The following is a 20,921-nucleotide window of genomic DNA, read 5'->3' on the forward strand; positions in this document are numbered from 1 at the left end:
TGAGCGGCCTGATGACCCACGGATTTGATGCTGTGATAGCGTTGAACCTCGTTGGATCGGCGTTGCTTGTGACTTCAATATTCGGTTGGCGATTCGACTCCAGTTGACATTATTTCGATGATTAGCTAAATTACGAATCATGAGCAAAGTATTCAAAGCCATTTCGGATCCAACCCGGCGCCAGGTGCTGACGCTGTTGCGCGATGGTCCGCTGACTGCAGGCGAACTGGCGGATCATTTTGCGGTTTCCAAACCCACCATGTCAGCGCATTTTTCGGTGCTGCGCGAAGCTGATCTGATTGCGGCAACGAAGCAGGGAACGACGATTGTGTATGGCCTGAAAATTTCGGTACTGGAAGAAGCACTGCTCGGATTTGCACAGCTTTTGGGTATTCAAGCCAAGGCGCCGTCAAGCGTTAGGCAAGACAAACCACCATCGTCACAACGTGAGAAAAAACGATGAAAACGATCTCCGAAAAATTGCTGTTCCCGTTCGCCGTGGTCATCAGCGCGTGGGTGGTTCTAACCAGCGCTTATCTGTGCTACTTGAGCCCGCAGCGCGCGTGGCCGTATGGGCTGGCGTTAGCCGTCATTTGCATAGCATGGGCGGTGTATTACTTTGACGCGGGTGATCGAAACAAGGATGCAACGTTGTCGGAGCCACGGCGCAAGCACCTTTTGGCGATCGTGTTTTCCGGATTGCTCCTGAGCAATGCACTGAGCATCAAGCTGATGGCGCAGCTAGGCTGGAGCGGCGGATTCGCCAGTGAACTCGGCGAGCGCAGCCTCGGCTTCCTGATGGGGGCGATTGTAGTGGTTTTGGCCAACGCCATTCCGAAAAAAACGAGCTCTGCGCGTGGCCTCGTCGTGCTGCGAATCGCTGGCTGGGCACTCGTGCTGGGCGGCGCAGGGTACGCGTTGGCATTGCTGGTGTTGCCGCTGCCTTATGCCAACGATGCAGCATTGCTGGTGCTGCTGGCTGCAACGATTTACGGCGCCACGCGTGTCGTTTGGCTGAGTGTGAAACATCGATCCTTGCCGCCGTCCTGCGGATAGCCTGAAACCGGGCGCGGAGGTCATATTCACCAACTGCGTGCTGTCAGCGAATTGATGCGGTAGTTCTCGCTGCCGATTCGTTCTTTCGACCCTCAACTTCTCCGAGCGCGATCGGCCCAGCCAGGTTTGCTGGGTTGCGAACGCGCTCATCCCAAAAAAAGTGAGCTCTGTCATGAATCGATTTCTATGGATAAAAAACCTCGTTCTAGCTGGCGTGATGGCTGTCGCACCTTGTGCTTATGCGACCGGCGATGCATCACCCAACGTGCCAGGAAAGTGGCATGGCAGCATGCAGACCGCCAGCGGCACTTTCGCCCTTGAACTCACGATCCAACAAGACGAGCACGGCACGCTGAGCGCAGCGCTTGAGAGCGTGGATCAGGCGCCCGGTCAATTCATTCACGTCAGCCGTGTCGAGCAGGAAAAAGATCAATTGAAATTGGAGCTCGATACACTCTCGGCAAGTTATGCGGGGCACTTCGATGCGAAAAAAGATGCATGGATCGGCAATTGGCAACAAGGCCCGGTTTTGCCGCTGACCTGGCTGCGTGGGCCGCTGCCACCGCAGCCCGCGATCGATGGCATCGACGGTATCTGGCGCGCAACGCTCACACGAAATGCAAGCGAGCTGCGCCTGATCCTGCGCATCAGTACCTCGACACGCGGCACGCGCGCCAAGCTCGATTCTCCGGATATGGGTATCGCCGGCTTGGACGTTACCGACCTGTCGCGCGATGGCGAGCATGTGCACTTTCGCGTGCCGCTCGCAGGTGTCGACTTCGTCGGCAAACTGGACGACAACACGACGAGTTTGAGTGGCCTGTGGCGTCGCGAAGGTCAGCCGCAAGCCACGATAAATTTTACGCGATCGGCGGAGTCGGCACATACTTCGATGCAGCGCCCACAAACTCCGCATGCACCGTTCGAGTATGCTGTTGAGTCAGTTCGGTTCGACAATACAGCAGCCAACATTTTGCTGGCTAGCACCTTGACGTTGCCGCGCGGCGCCGGACCTTTTCCTGCCGCGGTTCTGATCAGCGGTTCCGGGCCGCAGGATCGCGATGAGTCGCTGTCTGGTCACAAACCCTTTGTGGTGCTGGCGGATCATCTGACCCGCAACGGCATCGCTGTTCTGCGTTTCGATGATCGTGGAGTCGGCGAATCGGGCGGAAATTTCACGGCCGCGGCCGACCTCGATTTTGCCAGCGACGTACGTGCCGCTGTCGATTTTCTTGGAACGCGGCGCGAGATCAATCGCAACGCCATCGGCTTGATTGGTCATAGTCAGGGCGGCATCGTCGGGCCGATCGCGGCCGTGAATAATCCATCGATTGCGTACTTGGTTTTGCTTGCCGCACCCGCGACCAGCATGACCGAGCTGCTGCTCGCGCAACGTCGTTTGACAGGCGTGATGCAAGGTCAGACCGAGGCATCATTGCGCGCAAACGAGCCAGCGCTGGCGAAGATATACGCGGCGATGGGCAAGGCGCCGGATCGCGCCGCAGCGCAAGCAGAAATCCGCGCGCTGTTGACATCAAAGTTGCTGCAACAACTGGGCAGCAGTGAAACGCAGAAATCCGCGCTGGTCGATCAGCTCAGCAGCGACTGGTTGCGCGATTTACTTCACTACGATCCGATCGCGATTCTTGGTGCTATCAATATTCCGATCCTCGCCTTGAACGGCAGTCTGGACAATCAGGTACCCGCGAGCACCAATCTCGCTGCTATCCGCCGTGCCACGAGCAATAACCCGGATGTGACCGCACAGCAATTGCCGGGGCTGAATCATCTGTTTCAGAACGCGCATAGCGGGGCGATTGCCGAGTACGCCGAGATCAGCGAAACCTTCGCACCGACCGCGCTGCGATTGATCGGCGATTGGATCAATGCGCGTTTTTCGCGCTGAAATTTCCGCCGGTATCACTGCTCGGTGCTGCAGCATCGCGAGATACGGGTCGCGTGATGCAAGCCGAAAAGCCCCGTGCGCGTCAGCAGGTCCCCATGCGCTGCCATCACCAACGCTGCCGCCATCGCCTTGAAATCGCTGCCAACGAAATCGCCGCTCCCGATAACTCGAGGCTATGTTCGCAAGCGCACACTATCGGCGAGCGCGTTTTGCTACAGTCCAGCGAGCAATGCCAACCGTCGAGCGCCATTCAGGGGAGTCGAATTGAACATGAGCAAGCTATTCGCAACACTCATCAGTGCCATCTTGTTGTGCGCCATTTCCGGCACAACAATCGCTGCAGGTAATTCGGTGGTGACCGCGCCGCAGGGCGGTGTCGCGCGCTGGGCGGGCATGGCGGCGAAAGATTGTGGCATCTACGGCAAGCGTTATGCCGCGGTCGGTTCGGTGTGTTATTACCCGATCGACATCCAGACCAGCGTTGGCAGTCACGAGATTGCGCTGTGGGATCAGCAAGGCAAGCAGCATCTCGGTTATGTGACAGTCGAGAAGCAGGATTTCCCTGAAGTACCGATTGAACTGCCGCCGAGTTTGATTGGCTTTATCGACCTTTCTGCCGCGGATCTTGCGCGTGCGCAGAAAGAAACCGCCGAGGTTGCGAAGGTTCTGCGCGGCTCCGACCATGCGCCGCAATTTTCGTTACCGCTCGGCAAGCCGGCCAGCTCGTTGCCAAAAAGCGCGAACGATTTTGGCAGCATGCGTACGTTCAACGGCAAGGTAAAAAGCCTGCACAGCGGGCTGGATTTTCCGGTTAATGAAGGCAGCCCGGTCAAGGCTGTGGCGGCGGGTACCGTGGTTCTCGCGGCGGATCATTTCTTCACCGGCAATGCGGTGTATATCGATCACGGCGATGGCCTTGTGAGCATGTATTTCCACATGAATTCGCTCGCGGTAAAAACCGGCGATGTGGTCAAGCGTGGTCAGACCCTTGGCGTTGTTGGCAGATCCGGTCGTGGCACCGGCCCGCATTTACATATCGGCCTGCGCTGGCTCGGCAAGCGTATCGATCCGGAGCGTTTGCTCGAAGCGCCAGCCAAGCTGCCAAGCGTGAGTGATTCAAAAGCTGCGGCCGAGCAAAAAATCCGCAAGGCCGATCACGAAGTACCGAAAGAGGGCGAGACGCCGCTCAACGACGAAGGCTGAAACGGCGGACATTTTATGCCGTCAATCGACATCGGTGGTTGCGATCACCGATGTCGATTTCGTCAGCTAAAGATCCAGCGTGTGTAGTTCGTTCGAGGTGATCAGAAATCTCCCGAGGCGCCGCCACCGCCAAAACTACCGCCGCCGCCTTTGAACTCGCCCGATCCGGAATCGCCGCCCGAGGCCGAACTGGCAGCCGCATCGATAACGCCTTCGACAACCACACCTGCTGCGACTTTTGCCATGGAGATCGCTAGATCTCCGGCAATCGAAAGCGTAGATTTACGCTGTGCAATGCCGAGCAACACCTGGTCGAGAAAAAGTTTTATCAACGCCATGATCAGCGCTGTGAACAGCGTAGTGCCTACCAGTCTGGTGAGGCCATCGGAGTCTTGCCAAGCAGCCAAGCTCAAGTATTGATCGGGAATGACCACGCCGATTTTCACGAACAGGATGGAAAAAACCCCGGCCGCGATCGCAAGATAAAGCGGCCAGCGCCAACGCGGCAATGCGACAGCGGGTGCCTTTGCACGTGCGCCATTTTTTTGTGGGGCCGGTGATTTTTTGGAGCGGCGCGGGCTGGCCATCTTGATTTTCTCGTGACGCGGAGTTGCGGATGCAACTGTGCGCTTTATTAGACGTCAACGCATGGCGGTAACGAACAGATTGTCGACGATAACCGCCCTCATTCTTCGGCGTTTACAACATTGCCGCGAGATCCGATTCGTTTTGCGGGGCTGGCGACGGCGAGAAGATTCATCGGTTATCAGTTCTCGCCCGCGCTGAACTCAACATCGCCGATCCAGTTGCTCTGGCGGCGCGCGAGGCGAGAGTCGGTACCTTCGCCATCGAAGTTGGTCGCTGCGCGGCGTAACAGCGATGTATCAAAATCCTCAAACGTATTGATATTGAACACCGCGTAAACTCGTTCGTCGATGCGGCTCGTGACCACAGGTACGATGCCGCACCGCATGCAGACATGGAACTCCGCCGTGCGTGTACCAAACGCATATCGCGAGACGCGCGCGGAATCTTTTATCGTCACCTTCAGTGCGCCACCCGGATTGGCCGTCCAGACACCGCTGTGCTTGATGCAGAACGAGCAGCCGCACGCGTTGGCCGGGATATCGACGGGGTCGGGCCGCCATTCCAGGCAGAAAGAAATGTTCCCGCAGTGGCAGTGACCGTGGATCAACATTGTTGCGATCTCTGTTGCTGCGGGACAGGAGCCGACGAACTTGCGTAATACGCATCTTCGTCGAACGCGCTGTTGTGAACGTTACAAAAGGGATGCAAGCGGCGAAGTGTTGAGCGCAAGTATGAAGGTTGCCTTTATTTTTGGATAATCCAAATGATCGCACCACGCAATCAGGTTATGCGTTTCACTGGTAAGCGACAGACCATTAGGGTAAGCAAGTCGGGAACACGCGACACTTAGTTTCTCAAGGCGAAATAAGTCATGCTCCGATGCATCACTGGCTGCGGATATTTGATGGAGCAACTCTTTGGTCGCCGTGATTGTCGCTAGGAGTTCTTCTGCGGTGGCAGCTTGCCGATCTCATCGCGGCTTTTCACTTGTACGCCGACAAAAATATGCGCGTCTTTGGCATCTGCGTAGCGATAGTTGAATTCGGTGACCGAGCGGTTGCCGATCAGTTCGCAGAAGGTGCGGAAACTGCCAGGGCGTTCGGGAATTTTCGCGGCGAAAATCGCTTAGAGCCTGTTCAAAGTCTCAATCTATGAGACCGGCGTGCTGATACTGGCGGAATGAGATCAACCTATCCGAGTGACATCAGTCGCGCCCAGTTTGAGCAAATTCATCCTTTGCTGGAAAGCGCACGCAAGAAGACCAGCCCGCGTCGGGTGGATCTGTACGAGGTATTTTGCGCGGTCCGCTACCTCCTCAAAAGCGGCTGCCAGTGGCGCATGCTGCCCACGGAGTTTCCGAAATGGCGAACGGTGCATTCGTACTTTTCGATCTGGAGCGAGCCTGACGAGAACGGCATCAGCCTGCTGGAGCGGGCGTTAAAAAAATCAGGTGGGCGCGGTGCGTATCAAGCAGGGGCGCAACGCCATGACGAGCTTCTTGATCGTTGATGCACAAAGCGTAAAGAACACCGACACGGCGACGCATAAGGGCTACGATGCCGGCAAGAAGGTCTCGGGGATCAAGCGGCATATTGCCGTGGATACGCAGGGACTGCCTCACGCTATTGCGGTGACTACAGCGGAAGTCACCGATCGCAAGGGCGCCTTGCAGGCGATAGATCGATGTCAGGCAAACCTACATCGGGTACAAAGTGTCCTAGCGGATGGCGGCTACGTCGGCCAGCCCTTTGCCGAAGCGGTCCAAGGCGCCATCGGTGCCACCGTGCAGATCGCCCAACGCAATGAATTGCATACCTTCGCCGTTATCCCGAAGCGGTGGGTGGTCGAGCGCTCCTTCGCCTGGTTGGAGAAATGCCGACGACTCTGGAAGAACTGCGAGCGCAAGCTCAATACCAGCCTCCAGTTCATTCACCTTGCCTTCCTCACGCTACTGCTCAAAAGACTTTGAACAGGTTCTTAGCGCGCTTCGCCTAGTTCGGCGCGCTCGGTAACAAAACACAGCCGGTCAAAATTCATGTTGGCGCCGCGGGCGATCGCGACCATATCCTTGAGTGCGGCGCAGTTCGCGTCGGTATCGACGGTGATGATTTCATCGACCAGCTCGCGCTGCTCTGCGAAGCGCGCGGTCGCGCCGGTAGTCTCTCAGCATCGGCCGACAAATTTGCGTCCGGCCATCAAAATGCGCGCGATGGCAGCGTTTTTGTAAGACAAACGCGGCGACTGTTTGCAGTGCTAAACTCGCCCCACCGTTGCCACATTCAGGGGGATGTCTTGAAACGATTCCGCGTATTTGCATGTCTGGCGGCCGCATGGCTGCTGTTGCTTTCATCGACGCTGGTCGCGCAAGTACCGCAAGGTAGCGCGTTTACCTATCAAGGCGAGTTACTGCACAACGGCGCACCGGTGACGGCGAACGTCGATATGCTGTTTACTCTGTTCGACGCACCACAGAACGGTTCGCCTCTGGGCCAGGTTCCATTTACCGGCGCCAGCGCAGTGACCGTCAGCAACGGCATCTTCACCGTTACGCTCGATTTCGCCGGGTTGTTCAACACGCTCATCAGCGATCAACGTTGGCTCGAGGTGACAGCAAACGGCAATATCCTGACGCCACGCACGCAGATCCAGAGCGCACCTTACGCGCTGCAATCGCAGACGGCGGTATTGGCCTATTCGATATCGAATGCCAGCGTCGGGGCGGCGCAGATCGTGCCGTCGCAGGTGCAGGCGCGCGTAGGCGGCACGTGCACGGTGGGATCCAGCATCCGCGCCATCGCGCAAAACGGCACGGTCACCTGCGAGTCCGCCGGAAGCGGCACGGTCACCAACATCGCTACCGATGCGACTCTCTCCGGTGGTCCCATCACTTCCACCGGCACGCTCGGTATCGCATCCGGCGCGGTCGGCACTACGCAGATCAATCCTGCGCAAGTGCAGCAGCGCGTCAACGGGTCCTGCAGCGGCAACCAGATGGTGAAGTCGATCAATGCGGACGGCACAGTCAGCTGCGGCAGCGCCGGCACGGGCACCGTCACGAACATCGCGACCGATGCGACACTGGCCGGTGGGCCGATTTCCACGTCGGGCACGTTGGGTATTGCACCCGGCGGCGTCGGCCTTGCACAGATCGACACCTCACAGGTTCAGGCACGCACCACAGGCACCTGCGACCCGGGCTTCTACATGCGCGTGGTGAACGCCGACGGCAGCGTGACGTGTGAGCAAGAGCAAGTCACAACGATACCTCCCATCGGATATTCGCCTCGCATTACTTCCTATTGGGGCAAGCTCGCGAGTCTGCCTTCAATGGCTTTCGGTAGCGACGGGTTTCCGGTCATCAGCTACACGGCCGTTGTCAATTCGAAGCACGTAGTGATCGTTGCGAAATGTACCGAAGCGGCGTGCCTGGCTCCGATCTTGACGACCGTATATGACCCCGGAAGCACTAGCGTCGTCTTCGGCGGATCTTCGATTGTTGTCGGCAGCGATGGTTTGCCCCTGGTTAGTTTTGCAGTGCCGAATGCGGGAGGCGCTCCCTTCTATACGGTGAAGTGCAGCAATGTCGCATGCACGGCGACAAGCGCGGTTTCGGTGTTAACACAGACCAGTTCCATTACGGCTCCCGTTTTGCTGGTCGACGCGTCGCTCAATCGCTACTACATCGTGTACGTGGACTCCAGCAACAATCTGCGTCGCGCAACATGTAGCGGCTCCTGTACTTCGCTCAGCGGCGGCATCGACACGCTCGTGACCGGAGTTGGTTCGATATTCGCCGCGACCATCGATCACGCGACGGTGTACTATGCCTATACAAATTCGACGGGGGCGTACTTCTATAACTGCACCTCGGGCTGTTCGCCCACCGCGATCGCTACGCCGAACGCTTCGCCGCCGCTGCTATCCATGCTGAATGCTAGTGGCAGCATCTTGGTCGCATTCCGCAACGCTGCAGGCAAGTTGGCCGTGCGGTCAATGTCGCCCCTGCTACCCGCTCAAGTCGCCCTTGCGAGCAGCAATGTCACTGCCATCAGTGCGGCACTGGTCGGAACTCAATCGCCTGTTTTGGCCTACAGTCAGGACAATCTGATCAAAGTCGTCGACTGCAGTTTTTCCTCGTGCAATTTCGGAGGTTCAAACGTCGGCAGTACATTGGATGGCTTGGCGAATGCGACATTTGCTGTGGGTCGGGGGTCCGATGGTCTCGCTGTCGCCGCCTACGCCGACGGCAACGAATTGCGCGTCGCCAAGTGCGTCGGCGCATGCCCGTGATTGCCTTTCGGATCGCGCGGGCGCTCGCCGACAGCGCGATGCCCCGTCGTCGCCCGTCCAACTTGGTGTGCATGCCTTTGCTGTTCGGCATACTTGCACTCGCCGCGCCGCTCGCGCTCGGTCAGTCGGCGGGCGGCTACGACCTGCACTGGAATGTCACGACGGCCAACGGCGGCGGCGCGATGACCGGCGCAAACGGCTACACGATGACCGGCACGATCGGCCAACCGGTCGCCGGGCCCTCGACCGCGATGACAGTTGCTTCAGACAGTATCGTCGGAGGATTCTGGAGCGTGCACGCGAACGACGTGATCTTCCGAACCGGATTCGAATGACGCATTCGCCTGCGGGCCTGAAAGTCATTCCGTACACAATCGCATGCCACGTCGCTTACGCGGTGCGCTAGCTGGCCGCGGACAACACACGCACTCTGTCGTCAAAGCCATCATCGAGCGCGAACCGGGGTTGCTGGTGGCGTCATCGCAATTGAGCGATCTGAACGCACGGCAATGGGTCGCGATGTACGCCAAACGCATGCAGATCGAATTGTCGTTTCGCGACTTGAAGTCGCATCGCCATGAACGATGACTCGAGGATAGCTTGACGCAGAAGGCGATTTCTTTCCTTGATACGTGAATTGCCGGCACGCCATACGATAAGAAGACTGCGAAGTGCAGACGTTTGCCTACGGAGATAGGTTCCTATCGAAATAATGCTAACCGGCTCATTTTGTGCGTAAAATTATTTCCCTAAAAACATCCGATAAGCCAGATTCTCGCTCTCATCCACAAACGGATATCCAAGCTCCGCGAGGAATCGCTTGAACTCATTTTTATCCGACGGCGGCACTTGAATGCCGACGAGTACGCGGCCCGTGTCGGCGCCATGGTTGCGGTAGTGGAACAGGCTGATGTTCCAGCCCGCGCTCATGTGGCTCAGGAATTTCAGCAGCGCGCCGGGGCGTTCGGGAAATTCGAAGCTGTAGACGATTTCGTTTTCGACGGTGGGCGCGTGGCCGCCGACCAGATGGCGCACGTGAAGCTTGGCCATTTCGTTGTCGGATAAATCCTGCGCGGCGATGCCGGCCTTTTTCAGCGTGACCAGCAGCTTGCCGATTTCATCGCGGCTTTTCACTTGCACGCCGACAAAAATATGTGCGTCCTTGGCATCGGCGTAGCGGTAGTTGAATTCGGTGACTGAACGATTGCCGATCAGTTCGCAGAAGGCGCGAAAGCTGCCGGGGCGTTCGGGAATGGTCGCGGCGAAAATCGCTTCGCGCGCTTCGCCGAGCTCGGCGCGTTCGGCAACAAAACGCAGTCGGTCGAAATTCATGTTCGCGCCGCACGCGATCGCGACCAGAGTTTTGTCGTGCCACTTTTCGCGCGCGACATACGCCTTGAGCCCGGCGATCGCGAGCGCACCGGCGGGTTCGAGAATCGCGCGCGTATCCTCAAACACATCCTTGAGTGCGGCACAGATTGCATCGGTATCGACGGTGATGATTTCATCGACGAGTTCGCGCGTGATGCGGAAGGTTTCCTTGCCGACTTGCTTGACCGCCACGCCATCGGCGAACAAGCCGACCTGTGCGAGTTTCACACGTCGCCCGAGCCGCACCGACTGCGCCATCGCATCCGAATCGTTCGGTTGTACACCGATGATTTTCACTTCGGGACGCACGCGTTTCACATACGCGGCGATGCCGGAAATCAAGCCGCCGCCGCCAATCGCGACGAAGATCGCATCAAGCGGGCCTTGTTGCTGGCGCAGGATTTCCATGCCGATCGTGCCTTGCCCGGCGATCACGTCGGGATCGTCGTACGGATGCACAAACACTGCGCCAGATTTCTCGGCGAGCGCGAGTGCGTGTTCGTACGCATCCGAATAACTGTCGCCGGCCAGCACCACTTCGGCACCGCGGCGCAGCACCGCATCGATCTTGATTTGCGGCGTGGTGGTCGGCATCACGATGATGGCGTGGCAGCCGAGTTTCTGAGCCGATAACGCGACACCTTGCGCGTGATTGCCAGCGCTCGCAGCGATCACGCCACGCTTGAGCTGGGCCGCACTGAGTCGCGCCATCTTGTTGTAGGCGCCGCGTAATTTGAACGAGAACACCGGCTGCTGATCCTCGCGTTTCAGCAGCACGCGATTGCCAGTGCGGCGACTCAGTTCGGGCGCGTGTTCGAGCGCGGTTTCCTGCGCGACGTCGTAAACGCGCGCGGTGAGAATCTGGGTGAGATAGTCGTAGGCCATGCGCCGAGTATGCCGTGTCGGAGCCGTGCTGGGGAGAGCTGCGGCAAAGGACACGACAACTCGCGATGACATCCTTGGTTCGTCATTCCAGCGCAGGCTGGAATCCATCTTGATCTTGGTCTAGTGGCCTGTCGCTGTCGCCAAACTTACTAGAGTCAAAATGGATTCCAGCCTTCGCTGGAATGACGGCTTTTTTCAACTTACCAGATTTTCACCTGCGTCTCGGCACCGCGCACCATCGCATCACCGGCCTTGCACTGGAACGCCTGCGCAAATGCGGGCATGTTCGATGGCGCCGCGATCGCGCGGAATTGTGCCGGTGCGTGCACATCCGTGTTCAGTCGCAACTTGAGTTCTTCCGGGCGGAACTGACGCGCCCAAACGTGCGCGAAGTTGATGAAAAAACGCTGCTCGGGACTAAAGCCGTCAATCGGCCCTTGCGGCTTCTTTTTCAACGCGGTGTGCAATGCATCGAGCGACACATTGAGGCCGCCGAGATCAGCGATATTTTCACCAAGCGTGAGCGCGCCCTTGACGTGCAGGTTGTCGATCGCGACATAGTCGTCGAACTGCTTTACCAGTTTATCGGTGCGCGATTTGAAATCCTTCTTGTCGGCGTCGCTCCACCAGTTTTTGTAGTTGCCTTGCGCATCGAACTGGCTGCCCTGGTCGTCATAACCGTGCGTCATTTCGTGGCCGATCACGGCGCCGATCGCACCGTAGTTCAGCGCATCATCGGCCTTCGCATCGAAGAACGGTGGCTGCAGGATTGCGGCGGGGAAGGTGATGTCGTTGTTGGTCGGGCTGTACTGCGCGTTGACCGTTTGCGGCGTCATGCCCCATTCGCGGCGATCGACCGGCTTGCCGACTTTGGCGGCGCGATACGCCAGATTGAACTTGTCGAGCGCGCGCACGTTGTCGAAATAACTGTCGCGCTTGATGGTCACGCCGGAGTAATCGCGCCAGTGATCGGGATAGCCGATTTTCGGAACAAAACTCGCCCACTTTTCCAGCGCCTGTTTCTTCGTGACATCGCTCATCCAGTCGAGTTTCTCGATGCGGATTTTCAGCGCGTCGCGCAGATTGTTGACCAGTTCCAGCGCGCGCGCCTTCGATTCCGGCGGGAAGTTTTTCGCCACGTACAACTGGCCCAGTGGCTCACCGAGCTTGCGGTCGATATCTTCGAGCAGACGCTTCCAGCGCGGCTTGATTTCCTTCTGGCCATGCAACACGGTGCCGTTGAATGCGAAGTTTTCATCGACGAACGCCTTGCTCAAATACGGCGCGGCGGAGTCGGTGGCATGGAAACGAAAATACGCTTGCCATTGCGCCACCGGCACGTCATTGAACATGCTTTCGAGCTCGGCAAAAAATCGCTCCGGCGACAGCGAGAAGTTGCTGACGCCATCCACTTTCAGTGCGCCGAAAAACTTGTCCCATGAAAAATGCGGCGTGATTTTTTCCGCATCGGCAATCGCAACCGGGTGATATTGATTGTCCGGATTGCGTTGTTCCAGTCGGGTCAACGAGGCCTTGGCCAGTCTCGTTTCCAATGCAAGGATTTGTTCCGCTTGTACACTCGCTGCGGCCTTCGGTATGCCGATCAAGACCAGCGTATTCGCAATATGCACAAGATACGCATCGCGGATTTTTTTGCTGTCGGCATCGTCCTTCAGATAATAATCGCGCTCCGGTAGACCCAACCCGCTCTGGCTGGCGTAGGCCATCACCGTGGTCGAATTTTTGTAGTCGGGCCGCGCACTGAAAAAGAACAGGCTGCGTTGTGCATCCGCGGCGTTGTCGCGTGCGAGCGCGGCGATGTCGTCTGGCGTTTTTAGCGTATCGATGCGTTTTAGCGCAGGTTTTATCGGATCGAAACCGAGTTTCTCGATCTTCGCTTCATCAAGACCGCTGGCGAAAAAATCACCGACCTGTTGCTCCGGCATGCCGATCGCCGCCTTGCTTTTTGTCGCCGCTTCGGCGAGCGCGTGTTGCGCGATCAGCGAGCGTTCGTCGAGTTGCTCGAACGTGCCCCAGCTGGTGCGGTCGGCCGGGATTTCCTCGCTCGCAAGCGGAATGCGATTGACGTAGCCGAACAAATCCTGGCACGGATTGATCTTGCTATCGAGCGTGGATTTGTCGATCGCGCTGCGCGATGGATCGGCGCTGGCGGCGAACGATAGCGCGATCGCGCCGACAAGAACGAGGGGTTTCAGAAAACGTGTAGACATGGTCGTATCCTGTTGTCGAATGGGTCGAGCAGCGAGCGCGTCGCCTGCAAAAAAAACGGCAGCGCACACGAGGTACGCTGCCGAAGGGAAAATCGCAGCCGTGATCGCGGCTCAGTCGCTTACCAGATTTTCACCTGAGTATCGGCGCCGCGCACCATGGCATCACCGGCCTTGCACTGGAAACTCTGCGCGAAAGCGGGCATGTTGGAAGGTGAGGCGATAGCGCGAAATTGCGCCGGCGCATGCACGTCGGTGTTCAGACGCAGCTTCGCTTCCTCGGGGCGGAACTGGCGCGCCCAGACATGCGCGAACGCGAGGAAGAATCGCTGATCCTGCGTGAGTCCGTCGATCGGGCCCTGCGGCTTTTTCGCGAGCGCTGCATGCATCGCATCGAACGCGGTATTGATGCCGCCGAGATCCGCAATATTTTCGCCGAGCGTGAGCGCGCCCTTGACGTGCAGATTGTCGATCGCGACGTAATCGTCGAACTGCTTCACGAGCTTGTCGGTGCGCGACTTGAAGTCTTTCTGATCGGCGTCGGTCCACCAGTTCTTGAAGTTGCCCTTGGCATCGAATTGCGCGCCCTGGTCGTCGTAACCGTGCGTCATTTCGTGACCGATCACCGCGCCGATCGCACCGTAGTTCAATGCATCGTCGGCCTTGGCATCGAAGAACGGCGGCTGCAGGATCGCGGCCGGGAAAGTGATGTCGTTGCTCAGCGGATTGTATTGCGCGTTCACCGTCTGCGGCGTCATGCCCCATTCGCTGCGATCGACCGGCTTGCCGATCTTGGCGACGTTGAAGGCCTGGTTGAATTTGTTTACCGCGGTGACGTTCGCGAAATAATTGTCACGCGTGATGGTCACGCCGGAATAATCGCGCCAATGATCCGGATAACCGATTTTGGCGACGAACGTGCCCCATTTTTCCAGCGCTTTTTTCTTCGTCTCGGCGCTCATCCAGTCGAGTTTTTCGATGCGGATCTTCAGCGCTTCACGCAGGTTGTTGACGAGTTCCAGCGCGCGCGTCTTCGATTCCGGCGGGAAATTCTTAGCCACGTACAACTGGCCCAGCGGCTCGCCGAGATCGTTACTGGTTTCGTCCAGCACGCGCTTCCAGCGTGGCTTGATTTCCTTCTGCCCACGCAGGGTGGTGCTGAAGAAAGCGAAGTTTTCGTTGACGAATGCCTTGCTCAGATACGGCGCCGCGGCGTCGGCGGCGTGATAGCGAAAATACGCCTGCCACTGCGCCATCGGCACTTCGGTCAGCATCGCGTCGAGTTCGCCGAAGAACTTGGTCGGGCTCATCGAAAAGCTGTTGATGCCGCTGGTGTTCATCGTCGCGAAAAACTTCTCCCACGATATGTGCGGCGTGAGTTTGTCGGCATCGGCAAAGCTGATCGGATGATACTGATTGGCCGGATCGCGCTGTTCCAGCGCCGACAAAGATGCCTTCGCCAGACGCGTTTCAAGCGCAAGAATCTGCTGCGATTGCGCGGTTGCATCTGCCGCCGGTGTGCCGATCAATTGCAGCATGCGCGCGATGTGCGCGACATACGCATCGCGCAGCTTTTTCGATTCCGCACTTTCGTTGAGATAATAATCGCGCTCCGGCAAATTGGTGCCGGCCTGACCGGTGTAGGCGATCACCATGTCCGAATTCTTGAAGTCCGGAAACGCGCCGAAGAAGAACAAATTGTCGTTGCCGCCGCGCACTGCGGTGTCGCGAATCAGCGCGACGATATCGTCCGGCGTCTTCAAGCCGTCGACGCGCTTCAGATCGTCCTTGATCGGCGTGAAGCCAGCCTTTTCGACTGCCGCTTCGTCGCTGCCGCTAGCGTAGAAGTCACCAACTTTCTGCTCGATGCTGCCCGGCGCGGCCTTGCTGTTCATCGCCGTCTCGACCAGCGTGCGCTGTTGCGCCTGCGAGCGTTCGTCGAGCTGCTCGAACGTGCCCCAACTCGTGCGGTCGGCCGGAATCGGCGTCTTCTTGATGGTGATGCCGTTGACGTAACCGAAGAAATCCTGGCACGGGTTGATCTTGCTATCGAGCGAGGCCTTGTCGATGCTGCTGCGCGGCGCGGTTTCGGCGAACGCGCCGAACGACATGGTGATGGCAGCGACGAGGGTGAGCGGTTTCAGCAAACGCATTTGCATGGTGGTGTCCTTTTGTTGGATTGATCAGCAAGCGGGAAATGGCTCGCCGATTTTCGTCGAAAATAAAATAGGAGCGAGGCGCGTAATGCAACGCGCTACGCTTTTTTCATGACATGGCTTTACCAGATCTTTACCTGAGTTTCGGCGCTGCGCACCATCACATCACCGGGCTTGCACTGGAAAGTCTGCGCGAATGCCGGCATGTTCGATGGCGCACCCATTGCGCGAAAGCGTGACGGCGAATGCGGATTGGTATTGACGAGTAATTTCAGCGCTTCATCGCGATACTGGCCTTCCCAGACATGCGCGAACGCGATGAAAAAGCGCTGCTCCGGAGTGAGGCCATCGATCACCGCCTGCGGATGTTTTTTCAGCGCCGCATGCAGCGCATCGAACGCAACGTTGATGCCGCCGAGATCGGCGATATTCTCGCCGAGCGTGAGTTTGCCGTTGACGTGCAGATCGCCGATCGCGATGTAATCGTCGAACTGTTTCACGAGCTTGGCGGTGCGCGATTCGAAGTCTTTCTTGTCGGCCGCGGTCCACCAGTCGTGCTGATTGCCCTTGGCATCAAACTGACTGCCTTCGTCATCAAAACCGTGCGTCATTTCGTGGCCGATCACGGCGCCGATCGCGCCGTAGTTCAGCGCGTCGTCGGCTTTTGCATCGAAGAACGGCGGCTGCAGAATCGCTGCCGGAAACACGATTTCGTTGAGCAGCGGGTTGTAGTACGCGTTCACGGTTTGCGGCGTCATGCCCCATTCGCGGCGATCCACCGGCTTGCCGATCTTGCCCATTTCCCAGGCGTGATTGAACTTGTCGGCGGCGCGGATGTTCGCGACATAACCATCGCGCGAAATGCTCAATCCGCTCCAGTCGCGCCACTGGTCGGGATAGCCGATCTTCGGCATGAACGTGGCCCATTTTTCGAGCGCCTGCTTCTTGGTTTGCGCACTCATCCAGTCGAGATTTTCGATGCGGGTCTTGAGCGCGTCGTGCAGATCGTTGACCATGTCCTGCGCACGTTGCTTGGCTTCGGGCGGGAAGGTCTTGGCGACGTACAACTCGCCGAGCGCCATGCCCATTTCGCTGTTGGTGGCGCCGAGCACGCGTTTCCAGCGCGGTTTGTTTTCCTTCTGTCCCTGAAAGGTCTTGCCGGTGAACGCGAAACGCTCATCGACGAACGCCTTGCTCAATGCCGGCGCGGCGGAGGCGACGATATGGAAACGGAAATATGCCTGCCAGTGCGCGATCGGCGCCTCGGCGATGAGCTTGTCCATCGTCGCGAAAAATTCCGGCTGCGCGAGCGAGAAACCGGTCTGACCGTTTACGCCCTGCGCGGCAAAATATTTCAACCACGAAAAATGTGGCGTCGTCTTGTCGCCCTCAGCCATGCTGACGAGATGATATTGGTTGTTCGGATCACGCAGCGCGACCTGCGTCAGCGACGCACTCGCGAGCTTGGTTTCGAGATCTACCACCGCTTGTGCCTGCTTGCTTGCGTCGTCTTTTTTCACGCCGACCAACACCAGCAGATTGGCGACATGCGCCTGATATGCGGCGAGCAGTTTTTTCGATTCGGCGTCGGTCTTGAGGTAATAATCGCGATCCGGCAAACCGAGTCCGCCCTGATTCGCGAAACCGATCGTCATCGTCGAATTCTTGAAATCCGCACCACGCTCGAAGTCGAACAGTAGCGCATCGCCTTGCGCTGCGTAGTCGCGCACGAGTTCGGCGATATCATCGGGATTGCGCAAACCATCGACTCGTTTCAGGTCGTCCTTGATCGGCGTGTAACCGGCCTTTTCGATCGCGGCCTCGTCCATGCCGCTCGCGTAAAAATCGCCGATCTTTTGCTGGATCGTGCCCGCTGCGGCCTTGTTCAACGCCATCGCGTCGAGGATGTCGTGCTGCGCCACAAGCGAACGTTCGCGCAACTTGTTGAACGTGCCCCAGCTGGTCTGGTCGGCTGGAATCGGATCGTTCTTCATCGAGATATTGTTGACGTAGCCGAAGAAGTCGGTGCATGCACCAGCCTTGCTGTCGAGCTTGGCCGGGTCGATGCTGCTGCGTGGTGCATCGGCCGCCGCGGCGCCAAGGGCGAGTGTGATAGCGGCGGTCAGGGCAAAGGGTTTTAACAAGCGAATGATCATTGAGTTTCCTGTGGAATTTGTAGTTTTGTGGAGACGATGCAACGAACAATCAAGCAGACGGCAAGGTGAGTAGCGACACCGGCTATTCCGTCTCTTCGTCTACATGTCCTGAGTATCTAATCGTAAAAAAGCGCTACCAAATATCAACCTTGCTATCGGCGCCGCGCACCATCGCGTCACCTGCCTTGCACTCGAACGCCTTGGCGAACGCCGGCACGTTGCTGATCGGACCGATCACGCGGAATTTGGCCGGCGCATGTTCGTTCGATTGCACCTGCAGCTTGAGCTGTTCCGGGCGCTGACTGGTGCGCCACGTTTGCGCATACGAAAGAAAGAAACGCTGATCTGGATTCAGGTTTTCGATCTTCTCGTCACCCTTGCCTTGCGGCGTGAGTTTGAACGCATCGTAGGCGACCAGCAGACCGCCGAGGTCGGCGATATTTTCGCCGAGCGTGAGCTTGCCGTTGATATGCAATTGATCGATAGGCACGTACGCAGCAAACTGATTCACGAGTTTTGCGGTGCGGCTTTCGAACTGTTTTTTGTCCTGCGCGCTCCACCAGTTCTTGAGATTGCCGGCGGCATCAAACTGGCTGCCTTCATCGTCGAACGCATGGGTCATTTCATGCCCGATCACCGCGCCGATACCACCGTAGTTCAGCGCGTCGTCGGCTTTCGCATCGAAGTATGGCGGTTGCAATTGCGCCGCGGGAAAAACAATCTCGTTGCGCGTCGGGTTGTAATACGCATTCACCGTTTGCGGCGTCATACCCCATTCGGTCTTGTCGACCGGTTTGTCGATCTTGGCGAAGTTGCGATGCGCCTCGAACGCGATCGCCGCGCGCATGTTTTCGAGATACGAATCGCGCTTGATCGTCAGCGCCGAATAGTCGCGCCAGTGATCGGGATAACCGATTTTCGGATCGAGCGTGTAGAGTTTTGCGTAGGCCGATTTTTTCGTCGCTTCCGACATCCACGCGAGTTTTTCGATGCGTTCGTGCATCGCCACCTTGAGGTTGTTCACGAGCACCAGCGCGCGCGCTTTCGCCTCGGGCGGGAAGGTGCGTTCGACATACGCCTGGCCCAGCACTTCGCCGAGCGCGTGGTCGGCGGAATCGATCACACGTTTCCAGCGCGGTTTCAATTCCTGCGTACCGCGCAACACCTTGCCGCGAAAATCGAACTTGGCATTGACAAAATCGTCGCCGAGAAAATCTGCCGAAGACGCGATCAGGTTCCAGCGCAGGTACGCTTGCCAATGCGACACGGGCACGTCGCTCAGCGCCTTGTCGGCGGTCGCGAAAAACAGCGGATGCGGCAGCGAAAAACGCTTCACATCGTCGCGATGAATCGCCTTGAAAAATTCCGTCCACGAGAAATGCGGCGTCTGTGTATCCGCCTGTTTCAAGGTGACGATCTGGTAGGACTTGATCGGATCACGCAAGCTCACGCGATCCAGTGATGCCTTGGCCAAGCGCGTTTCGAGTGCGAGCACCCAGTCGGATTGTTCCCTCGCGTTTTTCTCGCCGAGCAGGCTCAGCATCTTCTCGATATGCGTGTGATATTTTTCGAGCAGCGCTTTCGATTCGGCATCCTGTCGTATGTAGTAGTCGCGATCCGGTAGACCGAGTCCGCCCTGACTGGCGTAGCCGATATCGTTGGCAGAATCTTTCAAATCGGCATCAGCGCCGAACTCGAACAAGACACCAAAACCGAGCGCCTGCCAGTCGCGAATCAGTGCTACGACGTCAGCCGCGGATTTCACTGCATCGATCGCCGCCAGATCTTTCTTGATCGGCGTGATACCGGCTTGGTTGATCGCGGTCTGATTCATCGCGGTGGCGTAAAAATCGCCGATCTTCTGCGTCGTGCTGCCGGGTGTGCCGGGGTTTTTCGCGGCGTTTTCGAGAATCTCCTTGAGCAACGCCAGATTGCGTTCCTGCAATTCGTTATCCAGGCTCCACGTGCTGTATTCCGCCGGAATCGGATTGCTCTTGAGCCAGCCGCCATCGGCGTATTGCCAGAAATCCTGACACGCGCTAATGCTGGTGTCGTAGTTGCGCGCGTCCAGGCCGCGCTCGTTGGTGGATGCGCCAGCGCTCAGGCTCAGGCCGCTGGTCAAAGCAAACACCAGCGCGCGCTGGATCAAAACTGATGACATTCAAAGCTCCAGAATGGGATGAAATGCTGCGATCGCAGCACCGCATAGAATAGCAAAGCGTAGTCGCCAAGCCGATTTGCTTACAGTGTCGAAGGTCATAAGGGTACATATCGAGCACTCGGCGGCATGTGAAAGACAGCGCTGGCTTGGCATGAATAGGCGCACAAACCTCAGTGCGAGTTGTGATGCTGCACAGGGAGATAATTTGTTGTAAATTGGCGGCAAGTCGCGATTTCCGCGGGCAGATGTTGCGTTATGCTAGTGCACTCAACCCACACAATTGGAAGTGTCTGATGAAAAAATTCGCTCGCTATATCCTGACTGGTTTGCTTGGTTTTGCAGCACTGAACGCCAGCGCCGAATCGCCCTCTGCGCCTGCATTTGAATCGGTAGATCATGCAGATTTTTTCAGCATGCTCAAGCGCGCTGATCAAGCTCTCCAGGACAAGGAAAGCACCACGGTGTTCGCACAGCAGCAGCGTCTTGCGTGCGCGGGCAGTCAGTCGAATCAGGCCGCGCTCGGTGGTTTGTATCTCACTGGCCGCGGTGTGACCGAGGATGACATCACCGGTTACTCCTGGCTCAAGCTCGCGTCCGCATCCGGCATGCCGGCGCAACGTGATCTGGTCAAAAAGCTGGAGCAAGGCATGACTCCAGCGCAGCATGTGGTGGCCGATGCCAAGGTCGAAAAGCTCCAAAGCTTGTACGGCCCGATGGCGACTCACATGAGTTGCAGCCAAGTGAATGCGCCAGGCTCACACTTGAAACAACTCGTCTGCAATCCAGAGCGCATCGATGCGGATGGCCGACTGGTTTGGCTGAAGCGTTGCGTCGACGGTAAATAGTCCAACCCGCAATATTCCGCAGCAAGAAACGGAGCGTTTTGTACTTCGCTGCCGGGTAGCATGACGACTCTTGATC

At 57.7% G+C, this 20,921-nt stretch carries 16 protein-coding genes and 2 pseudogenes; 9 read left to right on the forward strand and 9 right to left on the reverse strand.

Going from position 1 to position 20,921, the window contains the following annotated elements:
- Positions 1-139 precede the first annotated feature (139 nt).
- From ELE36_RS06095 to ELE36_RS06110, 4 genes are all read left to right on the forward strand, one after another.
- Complete coding sequence (locus tag ELE36_RS06095) at positions 140-463, forward strand: autorepressor SdpR family transcription factor (protein WP_129832225.1); 324 nt, start codon at positions 140-142, stop codon at positions 461-463.
- The gene (locus ELE36_RS06100) at positions 460-1,056 is read left to right on the forward strand and encodes a hypothetical protein (RefSeq protein WP_129832226.1); all 597 of its coding nucleotides are present in this window, start codon (positions 460-462) and stop codon (positions 1,054-1,056) included. Before ELE36_RS06095 ends, ELE36_RS06100 begins: the two co-directional genes overlap by 4 nt.
- A gap of 172 nt (positions 1,057-1,228) precedes the next feature.
- Positions 1,229-2,962: an alpha/beta hydrolase family protein gene (locus ELE36_RS06105; RefSeq protein ID WP_129832227.1), complete on the forward strand. Its 1,734-nt coding sequence runs from the start codon at positions 1,229-1,231 to the stop codon at positions 2,960-2,962.
- A gap of 270 nt (positions 2,963-3,232) precedes the next feature.
- Positions 3,233-4,165 carry a M23 family metallopeptidase gene (locus ELE36_RS06110; RefSeq protein ID WP_129832228.1) on the forward strand — a complete coding sequence of 311 codons (933 nt, stop codon included), beginning with the start codon at positions 3,233-3,235 and terminating at the stop codon, positions 4,163-4,165.
- Positions 4,166-4,266: 101 nt separating this feature from the next.
- Here the strand turns inward: ELE36_RS06110 and ELE36_RS06115 are convergent, their stop codons facing one another.
- From ELE36_RS06115 to ELE36_RS06125, 3 genes are all read right to left on the reverse strand, one after another.
- Positions 4,267-4,752 (reverse strand): hypothetical protein, encoded by a 486-nt coding sequence (locus ELE36_RS06115; RefSeq protein WP_129832229.1) that lies wholly within the window; start codon positions 4,750-4,752, stop codon positions 4,267-4,269.
- A gap of 179 nt (positions 4,753-4,931) precedes the next feature.
- Positions 4,932-5,363 (reverse strand): GFA family protein, encoded by a 432-nt coding sequence (locus ELE36_RS06120; RefSeq protein ID WP_129832230.1) that lies wholly within the window; start codon positions 5,361-5,363, stop codon positions 4,932-4,934.
- A gap of 326 nt (positions 5,364-5,689) precedes the next feature.
- Positions 5,690-5,875 (reverse strand): ACT domain-containing protein, encoded by a 186-nt coding sequence (locus ELE36_RS06125; RefSeq protein WP_129836676.1) that lies wholly within the window; start codon positions 5,873-5,875, stop codon positions 5,690-5,692.
- A 57-nt stretch (positions 5,876-5,932) separates the two neighbouring features.
- On the opposite strand from ELE36_RS06125, the gene ELE36_RS06130 reads away from it, so the two are divergent.
- Positions 5,933-6,722, forward strand: a protein-coding gene (locus ELE36_RS06130; protein ID WP_129832135.1) for an IS5 family transposase whose coding sequence is annotated in 2 segments (ribosomal slippage) — positions 5,933-6,195 and positions 6,194-6,722 — 792 coding nt in all. Because the reading frame shifts where the segments join, the coding sequence is not laid out codon by codon here.
- 11 nt (positions 6,723-6,733) lie between these two features.
- Here ELE36_RS06130 and ELE36_RS21140 read toward each other — a convergent pair.
- A pseudogene (locus ELE36_RS21140) lies at positions 6,734-6,892 on the reverse strand (threonine ammonia-lyase, biosynthetic); the annotation flags it as partial.
- Between the two features lie 153 nt (positions 6,893-7,045).
- Here ELE36_RS21140 and ELE36_RS06135 point away from each other — a divergent pair.
- From ELE36_RS06135 to ELE36_RS06145, 3 genes and pseudogenes are all read left to right on the forward strand, one after another.
- Complete coding sequence (locus tag ELE36_RS06135; protein WP_129832231.1) at positions 7,046-9,043, forward strand: hypothetical protein; 1,998 nt, start codon at positions 7,046-7,048, stop codon at positions 9,041-9,043.
- Positions 9,034-9,378, forward strand: coding sequence for a hypothetical protein (locus ELE36_RS06140; protein WP_129832232.1), 345 nt, complete (start codon positions 9,034-9,036; stop codon positions 9,376-9,378). The genes ELE36_RS06135 and ELE36_RS06140 overlap by 10 nt, the downstream gene beginning before the upstream one ends.
- A gap of 43 nt (positions 9,379-9,421) precedes the next feature.
- Positions 9,422-9,628 (forward strand): annotated as a pseudogene (locus ELE36_RS06145) (transposase); the annotation flags it as partial.
- Positions 9,629-9,784: 156 nt separating this feature from the next.
- Here the strand turns inward: ELE36_RS06145 and ilvA are convergent.
- The 5 genes from ilvA to ELE36_RS06170 all read right to left on the reverse strand — a co-directional run bounded on the left by ilvA (position 9,785) and on the right by ELE36_RS06170 (position 20,000).
- The gene (ilvA, locus tag ELE36_RS06150; RefSeq protein ID WP_425480895.1) at positions 9,785-11,353 is read right to left on the reverse strand and encodes a threonine ammonia-lyase, biosynthetic; all 1,569 of its coding nucleotides are present in this window, start codon (positions 11,351-11,353) and stop codon (positions 9,785-9,787) included.
- 146 nt (positions 11,354-11,499) lie between these two features.
- Positions 11,500-13,530, reverse strand: coding sequence for a M13 family metallopeptidase (locus ELE36_RS06155; RefSeq protein ID WP_129832234.1), 2,031 nt, complete (start codon positions 13,528-13,530; stop codon positions 11,500-11,502).
- Between the two features lie 119 nt (positions 13,531-13,649).
- Positions 13,650-15,686 carry a M13 family metallopeptidase gene (locus ELE36_RS06160; RefSeq protein ID WP_129832235.1) on the reverse strand — a complete coding sequence of 679 codons (2,037 nt, stop codon included), beginning with the start codon at positions 15,684-15,686 and terminating at the stop codon, positions 13,650-13,652.
- 119 nt (positions 15,687-15,805) lie between these two features.
- The gene (locus tag ELE36_RS06165; RefSeq protein WP_129832236.1) at positions 15,806-17,839 is read right to left on the reverse strand and encodes a M13 family metallopeptidase; all 2,034 of its coding nucleotides are present in this window, start codon (positions 17,837-17,839) and stop codon (positions 15,806-15,808) included.
- 133 nt (positions 17,840-17,972) lie between these two features.
- A complete protein-coding gene (locus ELE36_RS06170) occupies positions 17,973-20,000 on the reverse strand; it encodes a M13 family metallopeptidase (protein WP_129832237.1) in 2,028 nt (675 codons plus the stop codon).
- 293 nt (positions 20,001-20,293) lie between these two features.
- Between ELE36_RS06170 and ELE36_RS06175 the strand changes: the two genes are divergently transcribed.
- On the forward strand, positions 20,294-20,845 hold the full coding sequence (locus ELE36_RS06175) for an SEL1-like repeat protein (protein WP_129832238.1): 552 nt from the start codon (positions 20,294-20,296) through the stop codon (positions 20,843-20,845).
- The last annotated feature ends 76 nt before the right edge of the window (positions 20,846-20,921 follow it).

It is taken from the genome of Pseudolysobacter antarcticus (genome assembly GCF_004168365.1).
Taxonomy (GTDB): Bacteria; Pseudomonadota; Gammaproteobacteria; order Xanthomonadales; family Rhodanobacteraceae; genus Pseudolysobacter; species Pseudolysobacter antarcticus.